21 protein-coding genes are annotated in these 26,751 nt (G+C 40.6%); 17 read left to right on the top strand and 4 right to left on the bottom strand.

From position 1 onward, the window contains the following. Positions 1-10 precede the first annotated feature (10 nt). From AC3ANL_RS17745 to AC3ANL_RS17700, 10 genes are all read left to right on the top strand, one after another. On the top strand, positions 11-1,300 hold the full coding sequence (locus AC3ANL_RS17745) for a dihydrolipoamide acetyltransferase family protein (RefSeq protein ID WP_488325723.1): 1,290 nt from the start codon (positions 11-13) through the stop codon (positions 1,298-1,300). 320 nt (positions 1,301-1,620) lie between these two features. Then, a complete protein-coding gene (locus tag AC3ANL_RS17740; RefSeq protein ID WP_488325722.1) occupies positions 1,621-3,513 on the top strand; it encodes a methylmalonyl-CoA mutase subunit beta in 1,893 nt (630 codons plus the stop codon). Then, positions 3,494-5,692: a methylmalonyl-CoA mutase gene (gene scpA, locus AC3ANL_RS17735; protein WP_488325721.1), complete on the top strand. Its 2,199-nt coding sequence runs from the start codon at positions 3,494-3,496 to the stop codon at positions 5,690-5,692. The genes AC3ANL_RS17740 and scpA overlap by 20 nt, the downstream gene beginning before the upstream one ends. Continuing rightward, the gene (gene meaB, locus AC3ANL_RS17730; protein ID WP_488325720.1) at positions 5,693-6,820 is read left to right on the top strand and encodes a methylmalonyl Co-A mutase-associated GTPase MeaB; all 1,128 of its coding nucleotides are present in this window, start codon (positions 5,693-5,695) and stop codon (positions 6,818-6,820) included. It abuts the gene before it with no gap. Between the two features lie 116 nt (positions 6,821-6,936). Then, positions 6,937-7,374 (top strand): BrxA/BrxB family bacilliredoxin, encoded by a 438-nt coding sequence (locus AC3ANL_RS17725; protein ID WP_488325719.1) that lies wholly within the window; start codon positions 6,937-6,939, stop codon positions 7,372-7,374. 250 nt (positions 7,375-7,624) lie between these two features. Then, positions 7,625-8,407, top strand: a complete 783-nt coding sequence (locus AC3ANL_RS17720; RefSeq protein ID WP_488325718.1) for a transporter substrate-binding domain-containing protein — start codon at positions 7,625-7,627, stop codon at positions 8,405-8,407. 89 nt (positions 8,408-8,496) lie between these two features. Beyond that, positions 8,497-9,156: an amino acid ABC transporter permease gene (locus AC3ANL_RS17715; protein ID WP_488325717.1), complete on the top strand. Its 660-nt coding sequence runs from the start codon at positions 8,497-8,499 to the stop codon at positions 9,154-9,156. Further along, positions 9,149-9,871, top strand: coding sequence for an amino acid ABC transporter ATP-binding protein (locus AC3ANL_RS17710; RefSeq protein ID WP_488325716.1), 723 nt, complete (start codon positions 9,149-9,151; stop codon positions 9,869-9,871). Before AC3ANL_RS17715 ends, AC3ANL_RS17710 begins: the two co-directional genes overlap by 8 nt. A gap of 59 nt (positions 9,872-9,930) precedes the next feature. Beyond that, entirely contained in the window at positions 9,931-10,920 is a 990-nt protein-coding gene (locus AC3ANL_RS17705) for an aromatic acid exporter family protein (RefSeq protein ID WP_488325715.1), read from the top strand. Between the two features lie 23 nt (positions 10,921-10,943). Further along, complete coding sequence (locus tag AC3ANL_RS17700; RefSeq protein WP_488325714.1) at positions 10,944-11,456, top strand: L,D-transpeptidase; 513 nt, start codon at positions 10,944-10,946, stop codon at positions 11,454-11,456. Between the two features lie 275 nt (positions 11,457-11,731). Here AC3ANL_RS17700 and AC3ANL_RS17695 read toward each other — a convergent pair whose 3' ends face one another. After that, positions 11,732-11,791, bottom strand: coding sequence for a hypothetical protein (locus AC3ANL_RS17695; protein ID WP_488329768.1), 60 nt, complete (start codon positions 11,789-11,791; stop codon positions 11,732-11,734). A gap of 200 nt (positions 11,792-11,991) precedes the next feature. On the opposite strand from AC3ANL_RS17695, the gene mce reads away from it, so the two are divergent. From mce to AC3ANL_RS17675, 4 genes are all read left to right on the top strand, one after another. Then, positions 11,992-12,396, top strand: a complete 405-nt coding sequence (mce, locus tag AC3ANL_RS17690; protein ID WP_488325713.1) for a methylmalonyl-CoA epimerase — start codon at positions 11,992-11,994, stop codon at positions 12,394-12,396. Between the two features lie 8 nt (positions 12,397-12,404). Beyond that, positions 12,405-13,955, top strand: a complete 1,551-nt coding sequence (locus AC3ANL_RS17685) for an acyl-CoA carboxylase subunit beta (protein ID WP_488325712.1) — start codon at positions 12,405-12,407, stop codon at positions 13,953-13,955. Positions 13,956-14,039: 84 nt separating this feature from the next. Then, a complete protein-coding gene (locus AC3ANL_RS17680) occupies positions 14,040-15,161 on the top strand; it encodes a tripeptidase T (RefSeq protein ID WP_488325711.1) in 1,122 nt (373 codons plus the stop codon). A gap of 74 nt (positions 15,162-15,235) precedes the next feature. Then, positions 15,236-16,519, top strand: a complete 1,284-nt coding sequence (locus tag AC3ANL_RS17675; protein ID WP_488325710.1) for a DNA polymerase IV — start codon at positions 15,236-15,238, stop codon at positions 16,517-16,519. A gap of 41 nt (positions 16,520-16,560) precedes the next feature. On the opposite strand, the gene zwf is transcribed toward AC3ANL_RS17675, so the two are convergent. Next, positions 16,561-18,027 carry a glucose-6-phosphate dehydrogenase gene (gene zwf / locus AC3ANL_RS17670; protein ID WP_488329767.1) on the bottom strand — a complete coding sequence of 489 codons (1,467 nt, stop codon included), beginning with the start codon at positions 18,025-18,027 and terminating at the stop codon, positions 16,561-16,563. Between the two features lie 243 nt (positions 18,028-18,270). On the opposite strand from zwf, the gene rnz reads away from it, so the two are divergent. Next, positions 18,271-19,194 carry a ribonuclease Z gene (gene rnz, locus AC3ANL_RS17665; RefSeq protein WP_488325709.1) on the top strand — a complete coding sequence of 308 codons (924 nt, stop codon included), beginning with the start codon at positions 18,271-18,273 and terminating at the stop codon, positions 19,192-19,194. A 98-nt stretch (positions 19,195-19,292) separates the two neighbouring features. Here rnz and AC3ANL_RS17660 read toward each other — a convergent pair whose 3' ends face one another. After that, on the bottom strand, positions 19,293-20,441 hold the full coding sequence (locus AC3ANL_RS17660; protein WP_488325708.1) for a glycosyltransferase family 2 protein: 1,149 nt from the start codon (positions 20,439-20,441) through the stop codon (positions 19,293-19,295). Between the two features lie 98 nt (positions 20,442-20,539). After that, positions 20,540-21,382: a pyrroline-5-carboxylate reductase gene (proC, locus tag AC3ANL_RS17655; protein WP_488325707.1), complete on the bottom strand. Its 843-nt coding sequence runs from the start codon at positions 21,380-21,382 to the stop codon at positions 20,540-20,542. Between the two features lie 636 nt (positions 21,383-22,018). On the opposite strand from proC, the gene AC3ANL_RS17650 reads away from it, so the two are divergent. Both AC3ANL_RS17650 and AC3ANL_RS17645 read left to right on the top strand, forming a co-directional pair. Continuing rightward, positions 22,019-22,816 (top strand): SDR family NAD(P)-dependent oxidoreductase, encoded by a 798-nt coding sequence (locus AC3ANL_RS17650; protein WP_488325706.1) that lies wholly within the window; start codon positions 22,019-22,021, stop codon positions 22,814-22,816. A gap of 84 nt (positions 22,817-22,900) precedes the next feature. Continuing rightward, positions 22,901-26,086, top strand: a complete 3,186-nt coding sequence (locus AC3ANL_RS17645; RefSeq protein ID WP_488325705.1) for a DEAD/DEAH box helicase — start codon at positions 22,901-22,903, stop codon at positions 26,084-26,086. The last annotated feature ends 665 nt before the right edge of the window (positions 26,087-26,751 follow it).

Here is a 26,751-nt window from a genome sequence, read left to right as displayed (position 1 = left end):
GGTTTAATTAGTGACAATCGAAAAAATTAAAATGCCTCAGTTAGGTGAGAGTGTGACTGAGGGTACCATTAGTAAATGGTTAGTTTCTGAAGGCGATAAAGTAAATAAATACGATCCTCTTGCCGAGGTCATGACAGATAAAGTGAACGCAGAAGTCCCATCCTCCTTTTCCGGTGTGATAAAAGAGTTGATTGCGGAGGAAGGGGATACCTTAGCGGTCGGAGAAATGATTTGTATCATTGAATTGGAAGACAGTGGGTCTGAGGAGACGGCTGTGGAAGAAAAAACGCAAGCTACTATCTCAAGTAATACTGAGGCTTCAGTTGAAAATTCCCAAAGAAATAAAGCTCGTTATTCGCCAGCTGTTTTAAAAATCTCACAAGAACATGGCATTGATTTAACCCAGGTGTCAGGCACCGGTGCAGGTGGAAGGATTACAAGAAAAGATCTATTACAATTAATCGAGTCTGGAAATATACCGATCCCAGGACAAAAGCTGGAATCAACAAATGAGCCTTCTGCTCCTAAACAAGAAGTAAATCAGTCAGTTTCTGTAGAACGTCAAGCTGTACCGGCTGTAAATGTCCCGGTTGCTGCTGGTGACATTGAGATTCCCGTTACTGGTGTACGTAAAGCGATTGCGGCTAATATGCTTCGCAGTAAACATGAGGCCCCGCATGCCTGGACCATGATTGAAGTGGACGTCACCAATTTGGTGGAATATCGAAATAGTCTTAAAGACGAATTTAAGAAAAAAGAAGGCTTCAATCTAACTTTCTTCTCGTTCTTCGTAAAGGCTGTTGCTCAAGCATTAAAAGAATACCCCCAGATTAATTCGATGTGGGCGGGAGATAAAATCATTCAGAAGAAAGACATTAACATTTCTATTGCTGTTGCTACCGATGATGCCCTTTTCGTGCCTGTCATTAAAAATGCTGATGAGAAAACGATTAAAGGAATTGCCCGCGAAATCACTGAATTGGCTATAAAAGTGAGGTCTGGTAAGTTAAAGTCAGAAGATATGCAGGGTGGAACATTTACCGTGAACAATACCGGTTCCTTTGGCTCAGTCCAATCCATGGGGATCATTAATTACCCGCAAGCGGCAATCCTTCAGGTGGAGTCCATCGTCAAGAGACCAGTGGTCATGAACAATAACATGATTGCGGTCAGGGATATGGTGAATCTCTGTCTGTCGCTGGATCACAGAGTATTGGACGGCCTCATTTGCGGCCGCTTCTTACAACGTGTGAAAGAAATCCTTGAAAATACCTCAAAATCTACAACATCAATATACTAAACTAAAATAACCGCTGCCATGTTTTAGGGCAGCGGTTATTTGTTTTCATAAGATAGGAAAGTATAAAAATATTTGAGAATTGTCTAGCTCCAGCGCCCTAGCGGCTAGTGTCCTTCGCTCTCCGCCCTACGATAAGTCAACATCGAATCGCCTCCGGCTCTTCGTGTTTCCTTTATCTCAGTTGGAGCGCTCCAGGCCATACGCCGCTGACCAGGGCGCTTCTGCTTTTCTTATTGCTTCATTTGTATTTGTACCATAAAATAGAAACGAGTAGAATAAATTGAATTTTATTTCAATTCGGAAAGAAAGGGGATAGGGAGATGGAAAAAATAAAAAATCAATCTTTTCCACGAAAGACACCAGAAGATTGGCAAGAAAAAGCAGAAGCCTCTTTAAAAGGGAAAACGATAGAGTCATTAAATAGCACTACATATGAAAACATTATTTTGAAACCGCTTTATATCCGCCAAAATGAGCAGCCTGTTCCAGATTTTTCAGGAGGTTCCGATTTTAGGAGAGGGGTAGAACCGCTCGGATATATCACGAATGAATGGAAGGTGGCACAGCGTTTAACATACCAAACATCGGAGGAATTGAAAGGCAAACTTTTAGAAGCACATGAAAAAGGGCAATCAGCCATCTCCTTTGAGATATCGCCGGTATTGTTTGAAATAAATGAAGACCTTTCAACCATATTAACTGGACTCAACCATAACTATCCATTAGCCATTAATGCAAAAGAGTGGCATGCATCATTTCTTAACGTAATAACAAAAATAGCAGCAGACCAAGATGATACAGGTGAAAAAATCAGCGGTTATATTGCTTCTGACCCTATTGCCCTTTTTGCTGGGGAGGGGAATGTTTCCCATGAAATGTTGCAGGAGTGGATTAAGAATATTAACCTAGCAAATAAAAAGGTACCAAACTTACGAACGATTTTACTTGATACGGTCCCATATCACAATGGTGGAGCCAATGCTGTGCAAGAACTTGGAATTGCTATTGCCGAAGGGGTCTATTATCTTGATATGCTGCAAGACGGTGAAATGGAACTTGAACAAATTTTAGCAAAAATCGTTTGCCAATTTTCGATTGGCAGTAATTTTTTCATGGAAATTGCGAAACTTCGAGCAGCCAGGGTACTCTGGAATCGAGTAACTGAGTTGTATGGAGCAAGTCCTAGAGCTCGTGGGCTGATCATTTCTGCTGAAACCTCTACTTTTACTAAAACCATCCAGGATCCACATGTCAATCTTCTTCGAGCAGGAAATGAAGCATTTGCCGCTGTTATTGGGGGGATTCAATATTTGCATGTAACTCCTTTTAATCATCTCACTGGCACGACTCCATCTTCAGAGAGAATAGCTAGAAATACACAAATGCTGTTAAAAGAAGAGGCACACCTGAAAAAAGTGATTGATCCTGCTGGAGGGTCATGGTACGTCGAAGCATTAACAAACGAACTGGCGGAAAAGGCCTGGAAATTCTTTCAGCAAATCGAAGCTCAGGGCGGTATTCTGGAAGTTTTAAAATCCAATTGGCTGCAGCAGGAAATCGCAGCAGTTTATGAGAAAAAGAAACTTGATATTCAGACAAGAAAGCAAAGTATGATTGGCACCAATGTCTATGCTCATTTAGAAGAACCCGAACCTAATCCCCTCCTCAGAAATACGAATTCAATTATTGCTGATAAGATTAATTTTTCATTAAAAATAGAAGCCATCCCCGCACGGAGGCTAACGGAACCGTTTGAAGAATTGCGCCGTAAGGCAAGACAGCTTGAAGAAAAAACAGGCTCTGTCCCATCGGTTGGAATGATTTGTCTAGGGGAATTAAAGCAGCATAAAGCAAGGCTTGATTTCATGAAAGGCTTTCTTGCAGCAGGTGGTTTGAAAACAGTCCAAAGTATGCCGATTCTAACCTTTGAACAGGCTAAACAATTTATTTTAGAAACGCCTATTTCCTACTACTGTCTGTGCGGAACTAATGACCAATACGAAGTGGTCGGTCATGAAATTCTAAGCGCTTTAAAAGTGGAATTTCCGGAACAGTCTTTTTACTTAGCTGGTCTTCCCGACAAGGAAAATCAAGCACAGTGGAAGAATGAAGGAATTAAGCAGTTTATTCATGTACGGACGAATTGCTATGAAACTCTTTCAAGCATCCTTAATGAAATGAAGGTGACTAGGAATGAAAAAACAAAGGCCTAATTTTCAACAAAGCTCATTGTTTACTGCCCCTAAGTTTCTTACAAAAGAAGAGTGGCAGGAAAAGGTGCAACAAGAAATTGAAACTTCGATCGATGATATATTGTTCGCGACGAACGAGCAAATTCTTCTCAAGCCCATTTATACAAAAGAGGATCGGGAAGGATTAGAACATCTTGATGATCTGCCAGGTCTGCCGCCTTTTACAAGAGGACCATACCCGACGATGTATGTGAATCGTCCATGGACGGTCAGACAATACGCAGGCTTTTCAACAGCGGAGGAAAGCAATGCATTTTACCGCCGCAATCTTGCGATGGGACAGAAAGGATTATCGGTTGCATTTGACTTAGCTACTCACCGCGGCTATGACTCCGATCATCCGCGAGTCGTTGGGGATGTTGGTAAAGCTGGTGTTGCTATTGACTCTATCCTAGATATGAAAACACTTTTTGATGGAATACCTTTGGATCAAATGTCGGTATCCATGACCATGAACGGTGCCGTTTTGCCAATCCTGGCTTTTTTCATAGTGACGGCTGAAGAACAAGGGGTAAGCCAAGAGAAACTTTCAGGAACGATTCAAAATGACATTTTAAAAGAATATATGGTCCGTAATACGTACATTTATCCACCAGATATGTCGATGAAGATTATTGCCGATATCTTTGAATATACATCCAAATATATGCCAAAGTTTAACAGTATTAGTATATCTGGTTATCATATGCAAGAGGCAGGGGCACCAGCCGATTTAGAACTAGCCTACACACTGGCAGATGGCTTGGAATACGTACGGACGGGTCTTAAAGCCGGTATTGAGGTTGACTCGTTTGCACCAAGGCTATCATTTTTCTGGGCAATCGGCATGAATTATTTCATGGAAGTCGCCAAAATGCGGGCAGCAAGATTGATTTGGGCAAAGATGATGAAATCCTTTAATCCCAAAAATGAAAAGTCATTGGCCTTACGGACTCATTCACAAACGTCTGGCTGGAGTTTAACTGAGCAGGATCCATATAATAATGTGACTCGTACATTAATTGAAGCCCATGCTGCGGCAATGGGACATACCCAATCACTCCATACAAATGCTTTAGATGAAGCAATAGCCTTGCCAACTGATTTTTCGGCTCGGATCGCTCGTAACACCCAATTATTTCTACAAGAGGAAACACAAATTACAAAAGTAATTGACCCATGGGCTGGTTCCTACTATGTAGAAAAACTGACAGATGAGTTAGTAAAAAGAGCTTGGACACATATTGAGGAGATTGAAGAGCTTGGAGGAATGGCCAAAGCGATTGAAACAGGTCTGCCAAAAATGAGAATTGAAGAGGCAGCTGCCCGACGTCAGGCACAGATTGATTCTGGTAAGGAAACAATTATTGGTGTTAATCGTTACCGATTAGAAAAAGAAGAAGCCATTGATATACTAGATATTGATAATACGGCTGTCCGCTTAAAACAACTCGAAAAATTAACTGTCTTAAAAGCTGGCAGAGATGACACAAAAGTAGAAGAAGCACTACAGACTTTAACAAGAGCTGCAGAAACAGGTGAACAGAACCTATTAGAGCTTGCCGTCAAGGCGGCAAGAGTGCGGGCTACACTTGGTGAAATTTCCGATGCAATTGAGAGGGTGGCAAGCAGACATAAAGCGGTAATTCGTTCCATTAGTGGTGTCTATAGTTCAGCCTTCAGCAATGAAGAAGAAATTCTTGAAGTGAAAAAAATGTCGGATGAATTCCTTGAAAATGAAGGAAGAAGGCCGAGAATTTTAGTAGCAAAAATGGGACAGGACGGTCATGATCGTGGGGCAAAAATCATTGCCACAGCCTTTGCGGATTTAGGGTTTGATGTTGATATTAGCCCATTGTTCCAAACGCCAGAAGAAACAGCCATTCAGGCAGTTGAAAACGATGTTCATGTAGTGGGAATGAGTTCGCTAGCGGCAGGTCACAAAACATTATTACCACAATTAGTAGCGGAATTGAAAAAGCTGGACAGGGAAGATATCTTAGTCGTCATTGGGGGCGTTATTCCTGCGCAGGATTATCAATTTTTATTTGATCACGGGGCAGCGGCGATTTTTGGACCGGGAACCATTATTCCAGTGGCAGCCCAGAAGGTAATAAAGGAGATTTATTTAAAACTCGGTTATGAGGAAGTGGCGCAATAAATGGACACGGATCAAAAACCGGAATGGAGTGACCCGAATAACCCCGATAGTTTTTCAAGTTTAGTAAGAAAGGGGCACGAGCTTGAAGGTCAGGGAGGTTTGATTGAAAAGAATATCCGTTTTCAAAAACGCAGGTCCTTGGAACCGTCAATAGATGATCTTTATGAAGGTGTCATAAATGGTGAGAGGAGCCATCTAGCACGAGCGATAACACTAATTGAAAGCAACGCAGAGCATCATTTTGAAAAGGCTCAGCAGCTGTTGCAAAAGCTCCTCCAACATACCGGTAAATCGGTACGGATTGGCATTACCGGTGTTCCTGGTGCCGGTAAGAGTACCTTTATTGAGGCCTTTGGTATGTACCTCTGCAGCTTAGGACATCGAGTAGCGGTGTTAGCGATTGATCCAAGCTCTAAGATAAGTGGGGGTAGTATTCTAGGTGACAAAACAAGGATGGAACAATTATCAAAAAACACAAACGCCTTCATCCGTCCATCACCTACAGCAGGGAAACTTGGCGGGGTACATCGCAAAACAAGAGAAGCAATGCTAATTTGTGAAGCTGCAGGTTTTGATGTCATTTTAATTGAAACCGTCGGGGTAGGGCAAAGTGAAGTGATTATCCGGGATATGGTCGATTTTTTCATGCTGCTGGTCCTAACGGGAGCGGGTGATGAACTGCAGGGAATGAAGAAAGGGATTATGGAACTAGCCGATGCCATCATCGTTCATAAAGCAGATGGAGAAAATAAACAGAGGGCTGAACAAACAAAACAAGAATATAATCGTATTCTCCACTTTTTACAGCCAGCTACAAAAGGCTGGACAACGCGGGCCTATACTTGCTCTTCCGTCACACATGAGGGAATCAGTGAAATCTGGAGGATGATTCAATCGTTTGAAGAGGTTGGAGATACAACTGGTATCTTTAGCGAAAGGAGAAAAAGTCAAGCTAGAGAGTGGCTATATTCTATGATTACAGATCAGCTTCAATATCATTTTTACCACCACAAAGGGGTAAAAATGGCGCTCCCTAAACTGGAAAATGAAGTCATTTCAGGCGAAAAGACTGTGGCCACAGCAGTCGAAACATTATTCCAGCAGTTCTTATCCATCACTAAAGATTGAGCTGCCATTTTAATGGCAGTTTTCTTTTTACTTTGGCGTTCTTTTCATTTGGAAAAAACATATTGTAACTGTTATGATGTAGTTATATACAGTAGATAAGGAGTGGTTTTTAAATAATGAGTATGAATTTTAATTTTTTCATGAATGATGTGGTTAACCAAGCACGTCAAGAAATCGCGTCTGCAGGGTATAAAGAACTGAAAACACCAGCAGATGTAGAAGATGCTCTTGCACAAAAGGGGACTACTTTAGTAATGATTAATTCTGTTTGTGGTTGCGCTGGTGGCATTGCAAGACCTGCAGCAGCCCATGCACTTCATAATGATAAACGTCCAGACCATCTTGTTACCGTATTTGCTGGTCAGGATAAGGAAGCAACGGAAACAGCTAGAAGCTATTTTACTGGCTATCCACCATCCTCACCATCTTTTGCCCTATTAAAAGACGGTAAAATTGTTTCTATGATTGAAAGACATCAAATTGAAGGCTTCGATCCTGCGACAGTTGTCTCAAAGCTACAACAAGAATTCGATCAACATTGTGAAGAAATTTAATCAATTAACCGAAATGTGGATGTCTCAAAACAATGGGTCATCCTTTTTTTATGGAAAAAATTACTTAAAAAAAACATTGACGAATTTTTAAAAATATATTTGCATAATTATTGGTTTGTGTTAAAATTCATTACGTTGAATAAATATTAATTAAATGAACTACTAATCTTGGGAATTAGTGGAATGCAACTGTTGGAAATAAAAAGTATGAATAACACTAATTTTCAGTAAAGTTATAGGAGGAAAACAAATGAAAAAAGGACTACTAATATTTTTAACCATGATTATGTCGATCGTTTTACTTGCAGCCTGTGGGTCAACAGAAAAAGAAAGTAAGAAAAGCGGAGATAAGAAGGTACTCGTGATGGCAACTTCAGCCGATTATCCTCCATTTGAATATGTTGAAACTGGAAAAAGTGATGAGATTATCGGCTTTGATGTGGATTTAGCAAAGACAATTGCTAACAATTTAGGATACGAAGTGAAAGTAAAAGATATGGATTTTAGCGGTCTCATTCAATCACTTAAATCAGGACAAGCCGATTTTGTATTAGCTGGTATGACGCCAACAGAAAAAAGAAAGAAAAATGTAGACTTTAGTGATATTTATTATACTGCCCATCACTTAATTGTTTCTAAAAAGGAAAGCGGCATTAAAACCATCGAAGATTTAAAAGGAAAAACAGTTGGGGTCCAACTTGGTTCCATTCAAGAAGGACAAGCAAAAGAGATTAATAAAAAAGTTCCAATTAAAATTGAAAATCGTAATCGTATTCCAGACATCATCCAAGAAATTAAAAATGGTCGTTTCGATGCAGCAATTATTGAAGACACTGTGGCCAAGGGGTATATGGAGAAAGAAACAGATTTTCAAGGATTTACTATAAGTGATAATCCTGAAGAAGCAGGCTCCGCTATTGCATTCCCAAAAAACAGTGATTTAACAGCTGAATTTAACAAAGAGTTAAAGAAAATCAAAGAAAACGGCGAGATGGATAAATTGGTTGTAAAATGGTTTGGCGGGGAAAAATAAGCTGAAATATACTAGAGACGTTCAATGCTGAACGTCTCTACCATTTTTATTCAATTGATAATAATTAATATAGAAAGGACGGAAGATGAATGAACTTAGATTTTACTCAATTCATTCCCTCCATGCCATATATTTTAAGAGGCATTTTAGTTACCCTTCAGATTGTAATAATAGCAGCCATTTTAGGGTTTGTACTTGGAGTAATCTTATCTTTATTTAAAATTAGCTCCGTAAAAATTCTTAACTGGATTGCAGATTTCTATACCTCGATTTTTCGCGGTACACCATTAGTATTGCAATTGATGTTGATTTATTACGGGTCTCCACAAATTATTGGCTATCAAATTGAGCCATATACAGCGGCCATATTATCCTTCGGTCTAAATTCCGGTGCCTATATTTCAGAAATCATTCGTGCAGGGATTCTTGCCGTCGATAAAGGTCAGCAAGAAGCTGCGATGGCATTAGGTGTGCCATATGGAAAAATGATGTGGGATATCATTCTTCCGCAAGCCCTAAAAAATATCCTTCCGGCCCTAATGAATGAATTTATCACTCTAACAAAAGAATCAGCAATTGTCACAACCATCGGAGTGATGGATATTATGCGACGGTCCTATCAGGTGGGAGCAGAAAATTACTCTTTCTTTGAACCTTTATTAATTGCCGGAGTCATTTATTACTTAATGGTTATAATCTTGACCTTCTTAGGAAAAGCGCTTGAAGGGAGAATGAGACGCAGTGATTAAAGTAGATAATTTATATAAAAATTATGGTCAGCTAGAAGTTTTAAAAGGAATTACCACCAACATTCAAACCGGGGAAGTTGTGGCGATTATCGGCCCATCAGGGTCAGGGAAATCAACTTTTTTACGTTGTTTGAATTTGCTTGAAGAACCAACAAGCGGAAATGTCTGGATTGGTGACCAAGATGTGACGGATAAGAAAACTAATATCCTGAAGGTACGGCAAAATGTTGGGATGGTTTTTCAACATTTTCATTTATTCCCGCATAAAACCGTGTTGCAAAACCTTACCTATGCACCTATGAAGGTAAAAGGGTTATCTAAAGAACAAGCAGAAAAAATTGCTTATGGGCTGTTAGAACAAGTAGGCTTATCAGAAAAAGCAGCTGAATACCCTACAAGATTATCAGGGGGACAAAAACAACGGGTAGCCATTGCGAGAGCCTTAGCGATGGAGCCTGAGGTTATGCTCTTTGATGAACCAACATCCGCGCTCGATCCAGAAATGGTAAAAGAAGTACTAGAGGTAATGAAATCTTTAGCCCATACCGGTATGACGATGGCGATCGTGACACATGAAATGGGCTTTGCTCGTGAAGTGGCTGACCGTGTCCTATTTCTTGATGGTGGTGTGTTACTGGAGGATGCTTCGCCAAGCGAATTTTTTACAAATCCGAAGAGTCAGCGGGCACAGGAATTCCTGGAAAAAATGTTATAATAACGATATCCTAAAGATGGTCATGATGATCATCTTTTTATTTTTGAAGGAGAACTATTATGAAATTTTCGATTGGATATCGGACTATTAAAACGGCTGTTGGGACTGCCCTTTCCATCTTCATTGCTCAAAAACTTGGGCTCTACAATTTTGCTTCTGCGGGAATATTAACCATTCTATGCATTCAAGTAACAAAAAGAAAATCGCTTCGGACAGCTTGGGATCGATTTTTGGCTTGTGTTTTAGCTATGCCATTTTCTGCCATCTTTTTCGAGGGCATTGGTTACCACCCCATAGTTATTGGTTTAATGCTATTCTTTTTTATTCCTACTATAATGATGCTTAAGGCTAAAGATGGTGTTGTGACAAGCAGTGTGATTATTTTACATATTTTTATGGCTCACAGCATTTCATGGGCTATTTTTTTTAATGAGCTTGGGGTTATTACAGTGGGGATTGGTGTCGCTCTCCTCATTAATCTTTATATGCCTAGCGTTGATCAAAAACTTAAGGACTATCAACGGAAAATCGAGGGGGATTTTAAAATCATTTTCTGTGAGATGGTACGTTACTTAAGAACAGGGGAAAGCCTTTGGGATGGAAAAGAAATAACGGAAAGTGCACGTTTGCTGGAGGAGGCAAAATTGCTGGCCCTAAGGGATGTCGAGAATCGCATATTAAGAGATGAGAATATGTACTTTCATTATTTTAAAATGAGAGAGAAACAATTTGAAATTTTGGAACGAGTTTTACCAATTGTCACTTCGTTAACAAGCACGGTGAAGCAGGGGAAAATGGTGGCCGCTTTCCTTGAGGAACTTTCTGAACATATTCACCCAGGGAACACAGCTCATATATATATTAATAAATTAAGAGGAATGAAAAAGGAATTTGAAGAAATGGACCTGCCCAAAACAAGAGAAGAATTTGAAACACGGGCCGCTCTTTTACAATTAGTAAATGAATTAAACGAATATCTAATTATAAAAAGTTCTTTTAAAGTGAATAATCAGAACGTGAATGAAAGGAAACGAATTGAAGCAAACTAGGGAAAAAAAGGCAGGTGGATGTTTTGATAAATATTTTATCGCCTATCCTGATTACTTTTTTTCTATCGCCTCTTTGGCCGCTAGGGCCAAATCCTATTCCGGGTGACCCGTTTGTTATTGTTAACAAAAGTAAAAATGAATTGGCTTTAATTGCTGAAAATAAAGTTCAAACGATTGTTAGTGTCGGGACGGGAAAGACACAGGAGCTAACCCCAGAAGGCCTCTTTACGATTACGGTTAAGGCAAAAGATCCATATTTTCGAAAAGGAAATATTCCTGGCGGAGACCCAAAAAATCCACTTGGGGCTAGATGGATTGGTTTTGATGCAAGGGGAACAGATGGCCGAACCTATGGCCTTCATGGAACAAATCAGCCAGCTTCGATCGGGAAATATGTGTCCCAGGGCTGTATCCGCACCCAAAATGAGGTTGTTTCCTCGCTCTTTCCATTAATTCCTTTAGGAACAAAAATACTAGTCATTACTTCAAAAAAGTCATTTGAGGAGTTGGCACAAGAAAACGGAGCAATTGAATAAAGGAAAAGGGACTGTTTCGATTGTGAACTGGCCCCCAGCTTGTTAGTGATGTTTAACAAGTTTGGGGTGCCGTTCATTCGAACAGTCCCTTTTTATGTGAATTTATAAGTTTTGGCTTCGAAAATTGTCCAGCTCCAGCGCCCTAGCGGCTAGTGTCCTTCGCTCTCCGCCCTACGATAAGTCAACATCGAATCGCCTCCAGCTCTTCGTGTTTCCTTTATCTCAGTTGGAGCGCTCCAGGCCATACGCCGCTGACCAGGGCGCTTCCGCTTTTCTTATGACAAAAATGTACCTATTCCGATTAACAGGGTTGAGGCAAGCATAGCAAAAAGCATTAAATAAACAATAATTTTTCTGGTTTTCTTTTTTCTCAATATGGGTACCTCCCTTAAGCTTTTAATGCTTATTTATATTGTACAGGGAATTGGGAAAATGGACAACGGAACTACTTAGCAAATTTGGGAAGGATTTATGAATTTTTTAGCGAATATTGTTATTGTCTGATTAATTTAAATATTAGAACAGAGGGGTATGCATGATTAAAAAAGTCGATCATATTGGAATTGCCGTGAAATCCCTTGCGAATACACTTCCATTTTATACGGATGTATTAAAGCTGCCTTTATTGGGGCTAGAAGTGGTGGATAGTCAAAAAGTCAAAGTTGCCTTTCTACAAGCCGGTGAAACAAAGATCGAGCTGCTGGAACCGACATCAGAGGAAAGTTCAATTGCTAAATTTATCGAAAAACGCGGTGAGGGGGTTCACCATGTCGCACTTGGAGTTGAATCAATTGCAGCGCGAATTACCGAAATGAAAGAATACGGGATTCAAATGATTGATGAGCAGTCAAGACCTGGTGCAGGTGGAGCAAATATAGCATTTATGCATCCAAAATCAGCAAAAGGAGTATTATACGAGCTTTGTGAGAAGAAAGGGTGAAGGGGTATATGATAGATATCTATGAAAAAATTAATGAGCTATATGATAGGCGCCGAGAGGTCGAGCTGGGTGGTGGGGACGAGCGAATCGATACTCAGCATGAAAAAGGGAAGTTGACTGCAAGGGAAAGGATCGAACTGTTAGTAGACAAAGGAACATTTGTGGAATTAAATCCATTCATTGAACACAGGACGAATGACTTTGGTCTTGATGAGCAAAAAGGACCTGGGGACGGGGTGGTGACTGGTTTCGGAAAAGTAAATGGCCGGCCTATTTATTTATTTTCTCAGGACTTTACTGTTTTTGGCGGTGCATTAGGAGAAATGCATGCGAAAAAAATAGCCACTGTTATGGATTTAGCTGCCAAAAATGGTACTCCATTTGTTGGTCTTAATGATTCTGGCGGGGCGCGGATTCAAGAGGGTGTCGTATCCCTCGATGGATATGGCCATATCTTTTATCGGAATGCCATTTACTCTGGAGTCATTCCGCAAATCTCGGTAATTTTGGGTCCATGTGCTGGCGGAGCTGTTTATTCACCCGCCATTACTGATTTTGTGTTTATGGTTGAAAAAACAAGTCAAATGTTTATTACCGGCCCAAAAGTAATCGAAACAGTAACAGGAGAGAAAATTTCTGCGGAGGACCTTGGCGGAGCGAATGTTCATAATTCCATTAGTGGTAATGCTCATTTTCAAGCAGAATCTGAAAGTGAGGTTTTGCAAAATGTTCGCCGGCTGTTAAGCTATCTTCCGCAAAATAATGAAGAAAAGCCACCCAAACTTGAGGTGAAGGATGACTTTGATTATCGCCCGGATTTAACCGATGTAATTCCCTTTGATGCCGTGCGGCCTTATGATGTCCGCAAAGTAATCGAACAGGTAGCAGATGAGGATTCCTTCATGGAGATTCAAAAGAACTTTGCCAAAAATATCGTAGTTGGATTTGCCCGTATTAAAGGTGAAACCGTAGGGCTTGTCTGCAATCAGCCAAAGGTGATGGCGGGCGGCTTGGATATCGATTCATCCGATAAGGCGGCCAGATTTATTCGAACCTGCGATTCTTTTAATATACCAATTATTACGTTTGAAGATGTAACCGGTTTCTTTCCGGGTGTGAAACAAGAGCACGGGGGAATTATTCGCCACGGGGCAAAAATTTTATTTGCCTATTCTGAAGCAACCGTGCCGAAACTGACTGTGATCTTAAGAAAGGCCTATGGGGGAGCCTATGTGGCGTTAAATAGTAAGTCGATTGGGGCTGACTTGGTATTTGCCTGGCCAAATGCTGAAATTGCTGTAATGGGCCCACAAGGGGCTGCTAATATTATTTTTGCAAAGGAAATAAACAAGAGTGATAACCCTGAGCTGTTAAGACAACAAAAAATTGAAGAATATCGTGAAAAATTTGCCAATCCCTATGTTGCTGCAAGCAGAGGTATGGTCGATGATGTTATCGATCCGCGCGAAACAAGAATAAAAATTATTCAAGCGTTGGAAATGCTAAGGAATAAAAAAGAGTCCAGACCCTACAAAAAGCATGGAAATATCCCACTATAATTAGCGAATATCTCTTTCATTTGATGATTTAAGTTAGGAAGAGGTATACTGAGATAGTGAGTACATAAATTGGAGGGTCAACAAATGGTTAATCAAGAACGTCTTTTGAATGAGTTTTTAGAACTTGTACAAATTGACTCCGAAACAAAATTTGAGAATGAAATTGCAAAGGTATTAAAACAAAAATTTTCTGATTTAGGTCTAGAGGTTTTTGAAGACGATACAACGGCTGTTACAGGCCATGGAGCAGGTAACTTAGTTTGCACTCTTCCTGCAACAAAAGAGGGAGTAGATCCTATTTATTTTTCTTGTCATATGGATACCGTTACACCTGCTAAAGGGGTTAAGCCATCCATTAAAGATGGCTATGTGGTTACCGATGGCACGACGATCTTAGGAGCAGATGATAAAACGGGCATCTCTGTTATGCTTGAAACAATCCGACTTCTCAAAGAGCAAAATCTTCCACATGGCTTGATTCAATTTGTTGTCTCTGTTGGCGAAGAATCTGGCTTACTTGGTGCAAAGGCAATCGATCCTTCCTTGTTGAAGGCAAAATATGGTTATGCGCTTGATAGTGATGGTTTAGTCGGCAATGTTGTTGTGGCAGCACCTACACAAGCTAAAGTGCAAGCCATTATTTATGGAAAGACAGCTCATGCGGGTGTGGCACCTGAAAAAGGAGTTTCTGCCATCACGATTGCCGCTAAATCGATTGCGAAAATGCCGTTAGGAAGAATTGACCATGAAACCACTGCCAATATTGGCCGTTTTGAAGGCGGGAAGGCTACCAATATCGTTTGTGACCGAGTGGATATCTTAGCGGAGGCACGTTCGCTTATCCCTGAAAAAATGGAAGCACAAGTTAAGAAAATGAAAGAAGCATTTGAAACGGTTGCATCTGAAATGGGCGGAAGAGCGGAAGTTAATGTCGAAGTAATGTATCCAGGCTTTAAATTTAGCGAAGGCGACCATGTTGTGGAAGTTGCTCGCAAAGCTGCTGCAAAAATTGGCCGCAGCTGTGAGCTTCAACAAAGCGGCGGCGGAAGTGATGCGAACGTATTTAATGGCTTTAATATTCCAACCGTAAATCTTGCTGTTGGATATGAAGAGATCCACACAACGAACGAGCGCATGCCTGTTGAAGAGTTGTATAAGCTAGCAGAAATGACCATTGCAATTATCGATGAAGTAACAAATCAGTAACCTAATCAAAGGAGAGCCATTTGGTTCTCCTTTTGCTATACTTAAAGTATAAATCGTCTAAGGGTGTGTTCGGCATGAAGGAAATGTATCCGAAAAACGGACGAGTCATTTTACATGTTGATATGAATAGCTTTTATGCATCTGTCGAAATGGCCTATGATCCCACGCTTAAGGGAAAGCCGCTCGCAATAGCAGGAAATGTAGAGGAACGGCGAGGCATTATTGTTACCTGCAGCTATGAGGCAAGAAAATATGGCGTAAGAACAACTATGCCACTGTGGGAAGCTAGAAAGCTTTGTCCACAGTTAATTGTCATGAAGCCCAATTTTGAGCGGTACCGTACTGCATCAATGGGCATGTTTGAGCTCCTTCGTGACTATACAGAGCTTGTAGAGCCCGTTTCCATCGATGAAGGTTATATGGACATAACAGAAAGCTTTGAATTTGGCAGCCCCATTGAAATTGCTGAAAGCATCCAAAACAGGGTTCTCAAACAGCTTGATTTACCTTGCAGTATTGGTATTGCCCCTAATAAATTTTTGGCGAAAATGGCCTCCGATATGAAAAAACCAATGGGAATTACGATACTAAGAAAGCGTGATATTCCGAAAGTGCTTTGGCCCTTAAACACAAATGAGATGCATGGGGTCGGCAATAAGACCGCAGAAAAGCTAACTACCATTGGTATACAAACGATAGGTGATTTAGCAAAAGGAAATGACATTCAGCTTAAAACCCTGCTGGGGATCAATGGAATTCGGATCAAAGAGCGAGCAAATGGAATTGACAACCGCTCGGTTAATCCGGAATCGGTTTCGGATTTTAAGAGTATCGGGAACTCCACCACCTTGCCTCGAGATATTAGCAATCAACAAGAATTGTTTCATGTACTGGAAGCGTTGGCTGAAACAGTTTCAGTAAGGTTAAAGCGAAAAAATGTTCTAACATCAACTCTAGGTATCACGATACGTTATAAAGATCGTAAGACGATAACAAGAAGTAAGAAACTTCCGAATCCGATTAGTCAGCAAGAGGATGTGGCTTCGTTTGCCAAGCAGCTTTTCCTGCATGCATGGAATGGCGATCCTGTCAGATTGTTGGGGATTACGGGGAATGACTTAGTGGAACAGGACCATGCATATAAGCAGTTGGATTTATTTTCCTATGAAAAAGATGCCAAAAAGGAGCCGTTACTAAAGACATTATCCAGTCTTCGAGAAAAGTATGGGAAAGCAATTATTGAAAGTGCCGGTACACATAATGTAGACCCCGCACATAAAATTGGAACAGGAACAAGCTTTAATAAAGATTTTCTACGTTCTTTCCCTGATAAAAAAACAAAAAAAGAGGATGTCTAAAACAAAGGGTCAGACCCTTTTAGGACATCCTCTCTTTCCGTTTATTTACAAATATCCACATCTAAATAGGATACGGGCCACCAGAATCTGCCGTCTTTTTCTAACAGTTGATCTGCTTCCTTAGGTCCCATAGAGCCTGAAGCATAATTAGGGAAGTCTGCTTTTGTTTTTTCCCATACTTCCGAGATTTTATCTACAAACGCCCAAGAGTACGCTACCTCATCCCAGTGAGTGAAATTGGTGGCATCACCGCGCATACAGTCATAAAGCAGCTTTTCATAGCCTTCGGGAGTATTCATTGTATGAATGCCTGTATTTGCAAAACTTAATTTCACCTCTTGAGCATCTAAGTGCCCCCCGGCTTTTTTGGCATTTAAATGCAGGGTAATTCCTTCCTCTGGTTGAATATGAATCACGAGCAGGTTTGGATTTAACATTTTTTCGGTTTGATAATATAAATTCATCGGTATATCCTTGAACTGAACAACAATTTTTGTCGATTTAGCGGCCATCCGTTTGCCTGTCCGAATATAAAAAGGGACACCAGCCCAGCGGAAATTATCAATCATAATTTTTCCGGCCACGAACGTTTCAGTATTCGATTCATTGTCTACCATGGCTTCTTCTCGATACTTTGGAACTTGTTTCTCGTCGATAATTCCCTCATCATACTGGCCGCGAACAAAATATTGATTTACTTCTTCTCCTTCAATCGTTCTTAGTGCTCGAAACACTCGTACCTTTTCTGAACGAATTTCATCAGTACTCAAATTAATAGGAGGTTCCATTGCCAACAAAGCTACCATTTGCAGCATGTGATTCTGGAGCATATCTCTTAAAGCGCCGCTTGTTTCATAATAGCGTCCCCGCTCTTCCACACCCAATGTTTCACTAGAGGTAATTTGGATATTTGAGATATAACGATTATTCCAAAGCGGTTCAAAAATGGCATTTGCAAAACGAATAACTTCGATATTACGCACCATTTCTTTCCCTAAATAGTGGTCAATTCGATATACTTCTTTTTCCAAAAAGGCACTTCTAATTTGTTTATTTAACTTCTTGGCAGACTCTAAGTCATGACCGAATGGTTTTTCAATGACAAGTCGTTTATAGCCTTTTACGTCGGTTAATCCATCAGCATTTAAATGCAGGGCAATTGGACCAAAAAATTCAGGTGCCATTGCTAAGTAAAAAATTCGATTGCCTTCAAGCTTATAGTTTTCATCGATTTGATTGGCAAAGTTTCTCAATGAAACGTATGAGCTGGAATCCGCTACATCATGTGATTGATAATAAAAATGGGAAACAAACTCGTCAAGATTGTCTTTTTCACCTAATGCGGAGATAACTGAGCTCTTAACGGATTGTTGGAATTCATCATTTGTAAGGGTTCTTCTGGCAACCCCAATGACAGCAAATTTTTCTAATTTATTCCGCGAAAATAATCTGTAAAGGGAGGGGAACAGCTTTCGTTTTGCCAAATCACCAGTTGCACCAAATATCATAATCAATGAAGTCATATTTTGCTCCACGTTTTGTAACCTCTTTTCTTATAGCCTGTTGGATATGTAGTTTTTTGTTATACCAAGTATTAAATTTAGCTGTTTTTATTAGGTTACGCAAATATATTGAATTGCATGTACCAAAATTGTCGATATTTGTTTAAGAGAACGTGCACTAGAGTAATTCAAAAAATTTTGTGATATATTTAACCATATTGAATGAACGGTAAAGAGAGGAGCTTTCAAATGGATATTTTTTTCTTAGGGACTGGTGCGGGGATGCCGGCGAAGCTGCGGAATGTAACCTCTATCGCACTCAAACTGCTGGAAGAGCGTGGTGCTGTTTGGCTATTTGATGCAGGCGAAGCCACCCAGCACCAGATTTTACATACATCCATCAAACCGAGACGGATCGAAAAAATTTTTGTAACCCACCTACATGGCGACCACATCTATGGGCTGCCGGGTCTGTTATCGAGCCGCTCCTTTCAAGGAGGCGAATCAGAGGTAACCATTTATGGACCGAAAGGCATTAAAGAATACATACAGGTTAGTCTTTCTTTGAGTCAGACCTATTTAAAATACCCTTTAACCATCACTGAAATCGATGAAGGGGTTATTTTTGAAGATGAGCAGTTCACAGTAGAAGCCCGCTTACTTGAACATGGTATCCCTTCCTACGGCTATCGGATTGTAGAGAAGGATCGGCCGGGCACCTTGCTTGCTGATAAATTGAAGGAAGCGGGAGTACAGCCGGGACCTATCTTTAGAAAAATAAAAAATGGGGAAACAGTTACACTTGAAGATGGCAGAACCATTGAGCCCGGCGCGTTTCTGGGTCCTTCACAAAAAGGGAGAATTGTCACTATTCTAGGTGATACACGATACTGTAAGAATGCAAGGTTATTAGCAAAAGATGCAGATCTTTTAATCCATGAAGCCACCTTTTCAAGTGGAGAAGAAAGGCTTGCCTACGATTATTTTCATTCCACAACCCACCAGGCTGCAGATATTGCAAAACAGGCAGGTTGTAAACGGTTATGTCTGACACACATAAGTTCTCGTTACGACCGGCATTCATGGCAAGAGCTAGTAGTTGAAGCACAGGAAGTTTTTTCGAATACTGACATCGCTGAGGACTTTAAAGAAATAAATATACCACTTAAATGAACAAGCACCTTCAGTAAATAACTTAATCGTTAGTTCATTTTTAATTCGCAAATATAAAGTTTAAATTCGCAAATTAAATCTAGATTATCGCAAATGCCCTATTCCTTGTCTCTTAGCTCACTTAGACGGTAGGTGGTGCCTCTCCAGACAATTCCGCCCCGTTTAAAGGTGAGGAAGCTTGCTCGTATTATTGAATAAATAAATAGTAAAGCCGTAATTGGAAAAACAAAAAACAAGACAGGTGAGAAAATAGTCATCCGCTTGATGATTACATAATAGAGAATGCCACTGGTAACGATATTTCCAAGGCTTAGCAGGGCAATTGTTTTGTTTGCTGAGAAAATGGTTAGGAAGGGAAGAACATTGGTTACAAATACCCCGAAGATGGAAAAAAACACCATACTAATTCGATAATTAAGACCAGCGAACGTATTTTTTTCAAGCCCTACAAAGGCCTCTTTCAGGCTCCCATACCATTCGACTTCGATTAGTCGGAGGGCTGTCACAATTCTTTGGCGATAGCCCGCTTTTTTCATTTTCATGCCCAGCTGCAAATCATCGTCCGGCCTCATTTTTAGTTTTTCATGGGTGCCAAACGATTCATAAGCCGCTTTAGAAACAAGATTGAATGCCCCAATTCCTGTTCCGATTTTCGAATTGGGATTGTTGGCCATCCAAGGACGCTTGTAATAGGAAAATCCGAACAGGAAGAAAGCAACAAATGATTTGAGCCAAAAATAGTTGGCATTTAAATTTGGTGAAGCTGTTAAATGGTCCAGTTGGTGTTTTTCAAAGTAATGCAGGGCCTTTGCAAAGGCCTCTGGTTCATATTTTACATCGGCATCTGTAAATAAAATCCACTTTCCTGATGCTTCAAGTGTTCCTCTATATAGGGCATGATTCTTTCCAAGCCAGCCTTCTGGTAATTCTGAAACATGAATGACCCTAATTCGTCGGTCTTCTTTTGCTAAATTATCCATTATCCATCCTGTCTTATCGCTGGATCGATCATTAACGAGGATCCATTCCACGTTGGTATATGATTGTTTCAACTGACTTTGGATACTTTCCTTTATTTGCTTTTCTTCATTTCGAGCTGCTACTACAACAGACAAGACTGGTCCAGTTTTTAGTTCCTCTTCTTTTTCGAGGGAATCTAAATGTCGTAAACCGATTAGTGCATCAAGGAGAAAAATAATCCAAACAACAATGCCTAAAGTGAATAGAATAGTTAATATGGTCTCCATTTTCCCAGCCCTTTTTAAAAGTCTATTTCCGAGTTTTTTTCATGACGATCTACCTTTATGTTTAGTGTAAGGTAAGCGGAGACAAACAGACCTTTATTTTATGAGTTTTTTCCGACTTTAAGTTCAGTACATAAGGCATCTCCCATTTTCATTGATTGGGCTGTGGCTGCTTTAATACAAGAGATAAACGCTTGCTGCACACCGCTTTCCTCAAGAACACGTATGCCCGCCTCCGTTGTTCCGCCAGGGCTTGTCACTTCCCGCCGTAATTGCTCAGATGATTTGGAGGAGTTTTTCACCATCTCAGCTGCGCCAATTAGCGTTTGTACAATGAGTTCCTTTGCCATTTGCTTTTCGAGTCCAATTTCGACGGCACTATTTTCCATCGCTTCGATCAAGTAATAAATATAGGCAGGCCCGCTTCCAGACAGTCCTGTCACAGCATCTAACTGCTCTTCCTCTACAAATTTGGCTAATCCGACTGACCCAAACAGTTTTTTTGTCGTTTCTAATTGTTCCTCAGAGACCCGTTCATTTACAGCAATGGCAGTGGCCGATTTACCAACTGCTGCAGAAGTATTTGGCATCGCTCTTGCGATCGAGAGGGGGTTTCTTGCTAATGTTTCGAGCGTATTTATCGAAATCCCTGCTAGAACAGAAACAATAAGCATCTGCTCGGTTAAATGTTCGCGAATAGAATCGACCGCCGTGGCCGCATCTTTTGGTTTCATCGCAAGCATGACAATATCTGCACCATCAAAAAGCACATTCAAATCATACGTACCCTGAATCCCGTAGCGACTCTCAAGATTTGCTAATCTTTCCTGGTTTCCATGATTGGTCACCCAAACATTTTTTCTATCGATTAAATTATTTTCAAGAATACCTGAAATGATTGCTTCTGCCATTGAACCTGCACCAATCATTGCTATTTTTCTCATTACGCTTCCTCCTTTTTTTGTCTCATATCTAGATCGTTTAACAGAAGGCAGACCCTAATGAGACATTTCCTTTTTCGTTTAAATGCAAAAAGACCCTTCATCCATAAAGGACGAAAGGTCTAGCTTCCGCGGTACCACCTTCATTTCCCCTTGTTCAATAGAATGACAAAAGGTTCACTCGACTCCGATATCGCCGGATATGCGTTAGGTTTTCCTAAGTGCTCATAAGGTAGGTTCAATAATCAAGAGGGTGGTGAAGTCTTTCAGCCTAGCGAACTTCACTCTCTATCACCATTGCTCATTTACTGGCCTTACTCATCGCTTCATTAAATTAATTTTTATTAGTGATTATGCTTGAAAAAGGATCTATCTGTCAAGATATAAGTTGTATGAATTTTTTATTTTTTCTAAATAGTAATTTGGAAATAATGTCGATTGAACCGGAAATCGCTAAACTCTTATTAATAATGGAATAGACACTTAATGTTCTAATTACTAGAATGTCTGAAGCCTCAGAACCAGTTGCCCAACTTGACTATTTACTCCCTATCGTAGAAATTAGTAGTATTAATAATAAGCCTGTGTTCTATCAAGCAAAGCTTTGGTAGAATGGGATAACTTTGATGAGGTGTATTCATGATTAGGGAACAATTGAAAGATAAAAATATTGTTATTACCGGTGCTTCCGGCGGAATTGGCGCGGAAATTGCCAAGCTTTGTGCAGCTAGTGGTGCCAATCTTGTTTTGTTAGCTCGAAGCGTTGATAAACTTGAACAGCTGAAAGCTGACCTACAGCAAAATAATCATGTGAAGATTGATGTGTTTCAGCTCGATGTTTCAGATACCACAAAAGTGAAAGAGGTTTTTGAACTGATTTTTGAGAAAATAGGTCAAATTGATATTCTTGTCAATAATGCTGGCTATGGAGTTTTCCGTGAAGCCCATGAAGCAACCATGGATGAAATCAAGGGGATGTTTAATGTCAACGTGGTAGGCTTGATGGCGTGCACAAGTATGGTCTTACCAAAAATGCGCGCTCGGCGGTTTGGACATATAATTAATATTGCTTCACAAGCTGGGAAACTGGCGACACCCAAATCTAGTGTTTATTCAGCCACTAAGCATGCCGTTCTCGGCTATACGAACGCATTAAGAATGGAGCTGTCAGATTACAATGTACAAGTAACATCGGTAAACCCTGGCCCGATTGCTACTAACTTCTTTAACATTGCCGATGAACAAGGGACGTACGTGAAAAATGTCCAGCGCTTTATGCTGCAGCCGGAATATGTAGCCCAAAAGGTTGTTGACAGCATGCTGACGAAAACAAGAGAAATCAACCTCCCGCGCTGGATGAATATGGGGAGCGTGGTTTACGTTCTTTTTCCACGACTGTTTGAACGGATTGGAAAAAAAATGCTCAATCAGAAATAACGATAAAGAGTGGTATAATGGGATAATTCGTTATGAATTTTTACAGTTTAGATGGGAACTGTCTTCGGGGAAGGAGTCAGGGATTTGAATATAAAAGTAACTCAAAAAATAATTAAAGAAATGTGCGGATCTGTCTCCTTCAAGCGAGGCGATGCTTTCTATCGTTCTAATAAAGTAACATTTGAACAATATAGTTCTACCAGATGTGAAGCAACCGTATCAGGAACAGAAGATTTCCATGTTGTGATTGAAAAGGAAGGGGAAATTGGCAGCTTTCAAACCAAATGTAGTTGTCCGAAGCTCGCTTCCTTTCAAAAGGATTGTCAGCACATTGCCGCGGTATTATTAGCATTGGCTGATTATCAACGGAAGGGAATCATTCCTGTGGGCGATCCCTCAGCGGAACGTAAGGACTTGGCCCAAGGATTATTGAATATCTTCAATAATCAGCCTAAACGGTCAAGTGGTCATCAGCTTCATTTTGAAAACAGACAAATGCTTACGGTGGAGGTTAACTGTAAGGTAGTTCTCATCGAAGAACACTCCTTACTTGGCATTGAGTTAGTGATTGAACAAACCAAAATAAAATTTATCAGGAGTTTTTTAGAGGCTGTGAACGAAGGTCGTTGCATCCAGCTTTCCACTTCACTTTTGTATAATCCGAGCCTTCACTGCTTCCAAAAAGATGCTGATTCCATGATTCAGCAACTCATTCAAGTCATCCAAGATGGGGCTGACTCATTTGACAGTAGCAGCCCTGCGCTGATACCTGTTCCACCGTCTTCTTGGAAACAGCTGCTAGTTATATTGAATAGGATGCCACTAGTTAAACTCGAATATGATGGCCGCAGCTATGATGGTTTGCAAATAACAGACGAGCTGCCCCCATTACAGTTTGATTTTAGCGAGGCAGAGGGTAAAAACTACTTACTAAAGGTAAACGGGTTATCCCATATGGTTAGTCTTGATGTATATGACTCCGTTTTATCAGCTGGAAAAGTAATCAGAATGAACAGTGAGGATGCGCGGCGTTTGGCGGATCTTAAACAAATGCTGGATGCTTCAGGAACAAACCAAATATTGATTCCACTGGGACAGATTCAATATTTTTTTGACAAAGTGGTTCCGGGTTTAAAAAAATTGGGTCATGTCCAATTTTCCGAAACTCTGGCAAGGGAGTTCATGAAAACACCCTTGATTGCCAAGCTATACTTGGATCGGGTGAAAAATCGTCTCCTTGCAGGGCTGGAGTTCCACTATGAAAATTTTGTTGTCAATCCTTTGGAGGACCAAAGCATTCTTGCAGGTTCTCGAATTATTAGGGATGAAGAGAAGGAGCAAAAAATTCTTCAGTTAATGGATGAAAGTTCTTTTGCCAAGACGGATGGTGGTTATTTTTTGCATAATGAGGAATTAGAATATGAATTTCTTTACCATATTGTTCCGAAACTGCAAAAACTTGTCCAAATTTATGCGACAACAGCGGTACGAAATCGGATTTTTCGAGGAAATTCCAAGCCGGCATTGAGTGTGAGGATAAAAAAAGAAAGAACCAATTGGCTGGAATTTAAATTTGAACTGGACGGCATCCCCATGCAGCAAATTAAAGAAGTTCTAAGTGCACTGGAGGAGAAACGAAAATATTATCGTCTACGAAATGGCGCACTTCTCTCGTTGGAGACAAGGGAGTTTGAAGAAATACAACGCTTTTTAAAGGCGGTGCCAGTGCAGAATAATGATCAGGAAAACAGCTTTGAATTATCTATATTGCAGGGGCTTCCACTGCTTGATTTGGTGGATGACAGTTCTGTGCTTAAAGCGGAGGACTCATTTCGCCAATTCCTTGAAAACCTTCGTAATCCGGAGGGTTTGAAGTTCACGGTTCCATTGAGTCTTGAGTCCGTTTTACGTGACTATCAAAAACGCGGGTACCAATGGATGAAGACATTGGCCCATTATGGGTTCGGCGGCATTCTTGCCGATGATATGGGACTGGGGAAAACACTGCAAAGTATTACGTTTATTTTGTCAGAGCTGACGGTTATTCGTGAAAAGAAACAGCCGGTTCTGATCGTTTGCCCATCCTCCGTATCGTATAATTGGCTAAGTGAAATCATGAAATTTGCCCCGCAAATTCAAGCTGTGGTTGTCGATGGTAAACAGGCTGAACGGTCACGCATACTGAAGGAAGCCGTGGAAGTGGAAATGGATGTCATTATCACCTCCTATCCCTTACTAAGACGAGACAGCAGCTGGTATGAGAAGCAAACATTTCACACGGTCTTTTTTGATGAGGCGCAAGCCTTTAAGAACCCGGTTACCCAGACGGCTCGCACCGTAAAAAAACTTTCTGCCCATTATCGATTTGCACTTACGGGAACACCGGTAGAAAATGCGTCTGAAGAGCTATGGTCCATTTTTTACGTTGTCTTTCCTGAACTATTTAAGGGTTTGAAAGAATTTAGCACTCTTACCAGGAAGAAAGTTTCTCGGAGAGTCCGGCCTTTTTTACTGCGCAGAATGAAGGAGGATGTGGCCTCTGAGCTTCCGGAAAAATTAGAGTTTGTGGAAACTGCTGAATTGCTTCCTGATCAAAAGAAGCTCTATGCTGCTTATTTGGCTAAGCTGCGCGAGGATACCTTTAGACACCTTGATAAGGATACGATTCGAAAAAATCGGATCAAAATTCTCGCGGGCTTAACAAGATTGCGGCAGATTTGCTGTCACCCCGGCCTATTTGTCGAGGGGTATAAAGGCAGCTCTGCCAAATTAGATATGCTAATGAGAATTGTTGAGGAATCAAGACTTTCTGGACGAAGAGTACTCATTTTCTCTCAGTTTACGAAAATGCTTAAGCTGATTGGGAGACAATTAGCATTGAAGGATCTTCCCTATTTCTACTTGGATGGACAAACTCCTTCTGAAGAACGTTTGGAAATCTCCAATAGATATAATGAGGGGGAACGTGACTTTTTCTTAATTTCGTTGAAGGCTGGGGGGACCGGTCTCAATTTGACTGGAGCGGATACGGTCATCATGTATGACATTTGGTGGAACCCAGCGGTTGAGGAGCAGGCCGCTGACCGTGCACATCGCATCGGTCAAAAAAATGTGGTCCAAGTGATTAAGCTTATTACTCGTGGAACGATTGAAGAAAAAATGAGCGAGTTACAGGATAAAAAGAGACACTTGATCGAAGAGATTATTGATTCTGGGGAGAGAAGTCACTCTATCCTAACGGAAGAGGATATACGCGAAATTCTTTCTTAAATTTATGTGGATGTGCAAAAGGGTCTGACCTCACGTTTAACACTCAAAATAGTCGCCTATTACGAAAAGTTCAGCGATTTGCCTGAGGTTGTGGGGTCTGACCCTTTGTTTCTTAATTAAGAAATTATAAAAATCTTTGAGAATTGTCCAGCTCTATAAGAGTAAGCATTGGAAGCTTAACTTCGCACGAAGGAAAAGCGATAGCTTTTCCGAGGAGGCTATACGCCGCTGACCAGGGCGCTTGCGCTTTTTCTTAAGGGAATTTAAGGAAGCTGAAAAAAATCAGTCGAGTTTATAAACGACTGATTTTTTTATGGTGTCAGGGATCTAGTCCGTTATCGAGTGTTTGTAATCGACCGAACTTGAGGAAACAGAAGGAATTCGGTAGTTTATCGCATTCTTAAACGACCGAACACAAGGAAAAAGAAGGAGTGGGGTAGTTTATGGCGTGCCTAAACGACCGAACATAAGAAAAGAGAAGGAGTAGGGTAGTTTATGGCGACTCTAAACGACCGAGCACAAGAAAAAAGAGGGTGTCGGGTAGTTTATGGCGTGCCTAAACGACTGAATACATGAAAAAAGGAAGTACTGAGCCTAGCAAGATCCTAATTTCTTAAACCTCAGAAATAAAAGAACCCAAATATCGTAGTAATCCTAACTACCCT

This window comes from Neobacillus sp. DHD-1R, from assembly GCF_057747995.1.
Note: the sequence above shows the minus strand (reverse complement) of the source record. Positions and strands in the feature narration are given on the sequence as shown.

Excerpts from the sequence above, each read along its gene's own strand:
- AC3ANL_RS17725 (WP_488325719.1), top strand. The coding sequence starts at position 6,937 with ATGAGTATGAATTTTAATTTTTTCATGAATGATGTGGTTAACCAAGCA.
- AC3ANL_RS17740 (WP_488325722.1), top strand. The coding sequence starts at position 1,621 with ATGGAAAAAATAAAAAATCAATCTTTTCCACGAAAGACACCAGAAGAT.
- proC (WP_488325707.1), bottom strand. The coding sequence starts at position 21,382 with ATGAGAAAAATAGCAATGATTGGTGCAGGTTCAATGGCAGAAGCAATC.
- AC3ANL_RS17705 (WP_488325715.1), top strand. The coding sequence starts at position 9,931 with ATGAAATTTTCGATTGGATATCGGACTATTAAAACGGCTGTTGGGACT.
- AC3ANL_RS17680 (WP_488325711.1), top strand. The coding sequence starts at position 14,040 with ATGGTTAATCAAGAACGTCTTTTGAATGAGTTTTTAGAACTTGTACAA.
- zwf (WP_488329767.1), bottom strand. The coding sequence starts at position 18,027 with ATGATATTTGGTGCAACTGGTGATTTGGCAAAACGAAAGCTGTTCCCC.
- AC3ANL_RS17650 (WP_488325706.1), top strand. The coding sequence starts at position 22,019 with ATGATTAGGGAACAATTGAAAGATAAAAATATTGTTATTACCGGTGCT.
- scpA (WP_488325721.1), top strand. The coding sequence starts at position 3,494 with ATGAAAAAACAAAGGCCTAATTTTCAACAAAGCTCATTGTTTACTGCC.
- rnz (WP_488325709.1), top strand. The coding sequence starts at position 18,271 with ATGGATATTTTTTTCTTAGGGACTGGTGCGGGGATGCCGGCGAAGCTG.
- AC3ANL_RS17685 (WP_488325712.1), top strand. The coding sequence starts at position 12,405 with ATGATAGATATCTATGAAAAAATTAATGAGCTATATGATAGGCGCCGA.
- mce (WP_488325713.1), top strand. The coding sequence starts at position 11,992 with ATGATTAAAAAAGTCGATCATATTGGAATTGCCGTGAAATCCCTTGCG.
- AC3ANL_RS17675 (WP_488325710.1), top strand. The coding sequence starts at position 15,236 with ATGAAGGAAATGTATCCGAAAAACGGACGAGTCATTTTACATGTTGAT.
- AC3ANL_RS17715 (WP_488325717.1), top strand. The coding sequence starts at position 8,497 with ATGAACTTAGATTTTACTCAATTCATTCCCTCCATGCCATATATTTTA.
- meaB (WP_488325720.1), top strand. The coding sequence starts at position 5,693 with ATGGACACGGATCAAAAACCGGAATGGAGTGACCCGAATAACCCCGAT.
- AC3ANL_RS17720 (WP_488325718.1), top strand. The coding sequence starts at position 7,625 with ATGAAAAAAGGACTACTAATATTTTTAACCATGATTATGTCGATCGTT.
- AC3ANL_RS17660 (WP_488325708.1), bottom strand. The coding sequence starts at position 20,441 with ATGGAGACCATATTAACTATTCTATTCACTTTAGGCATTGTTGTTTGG.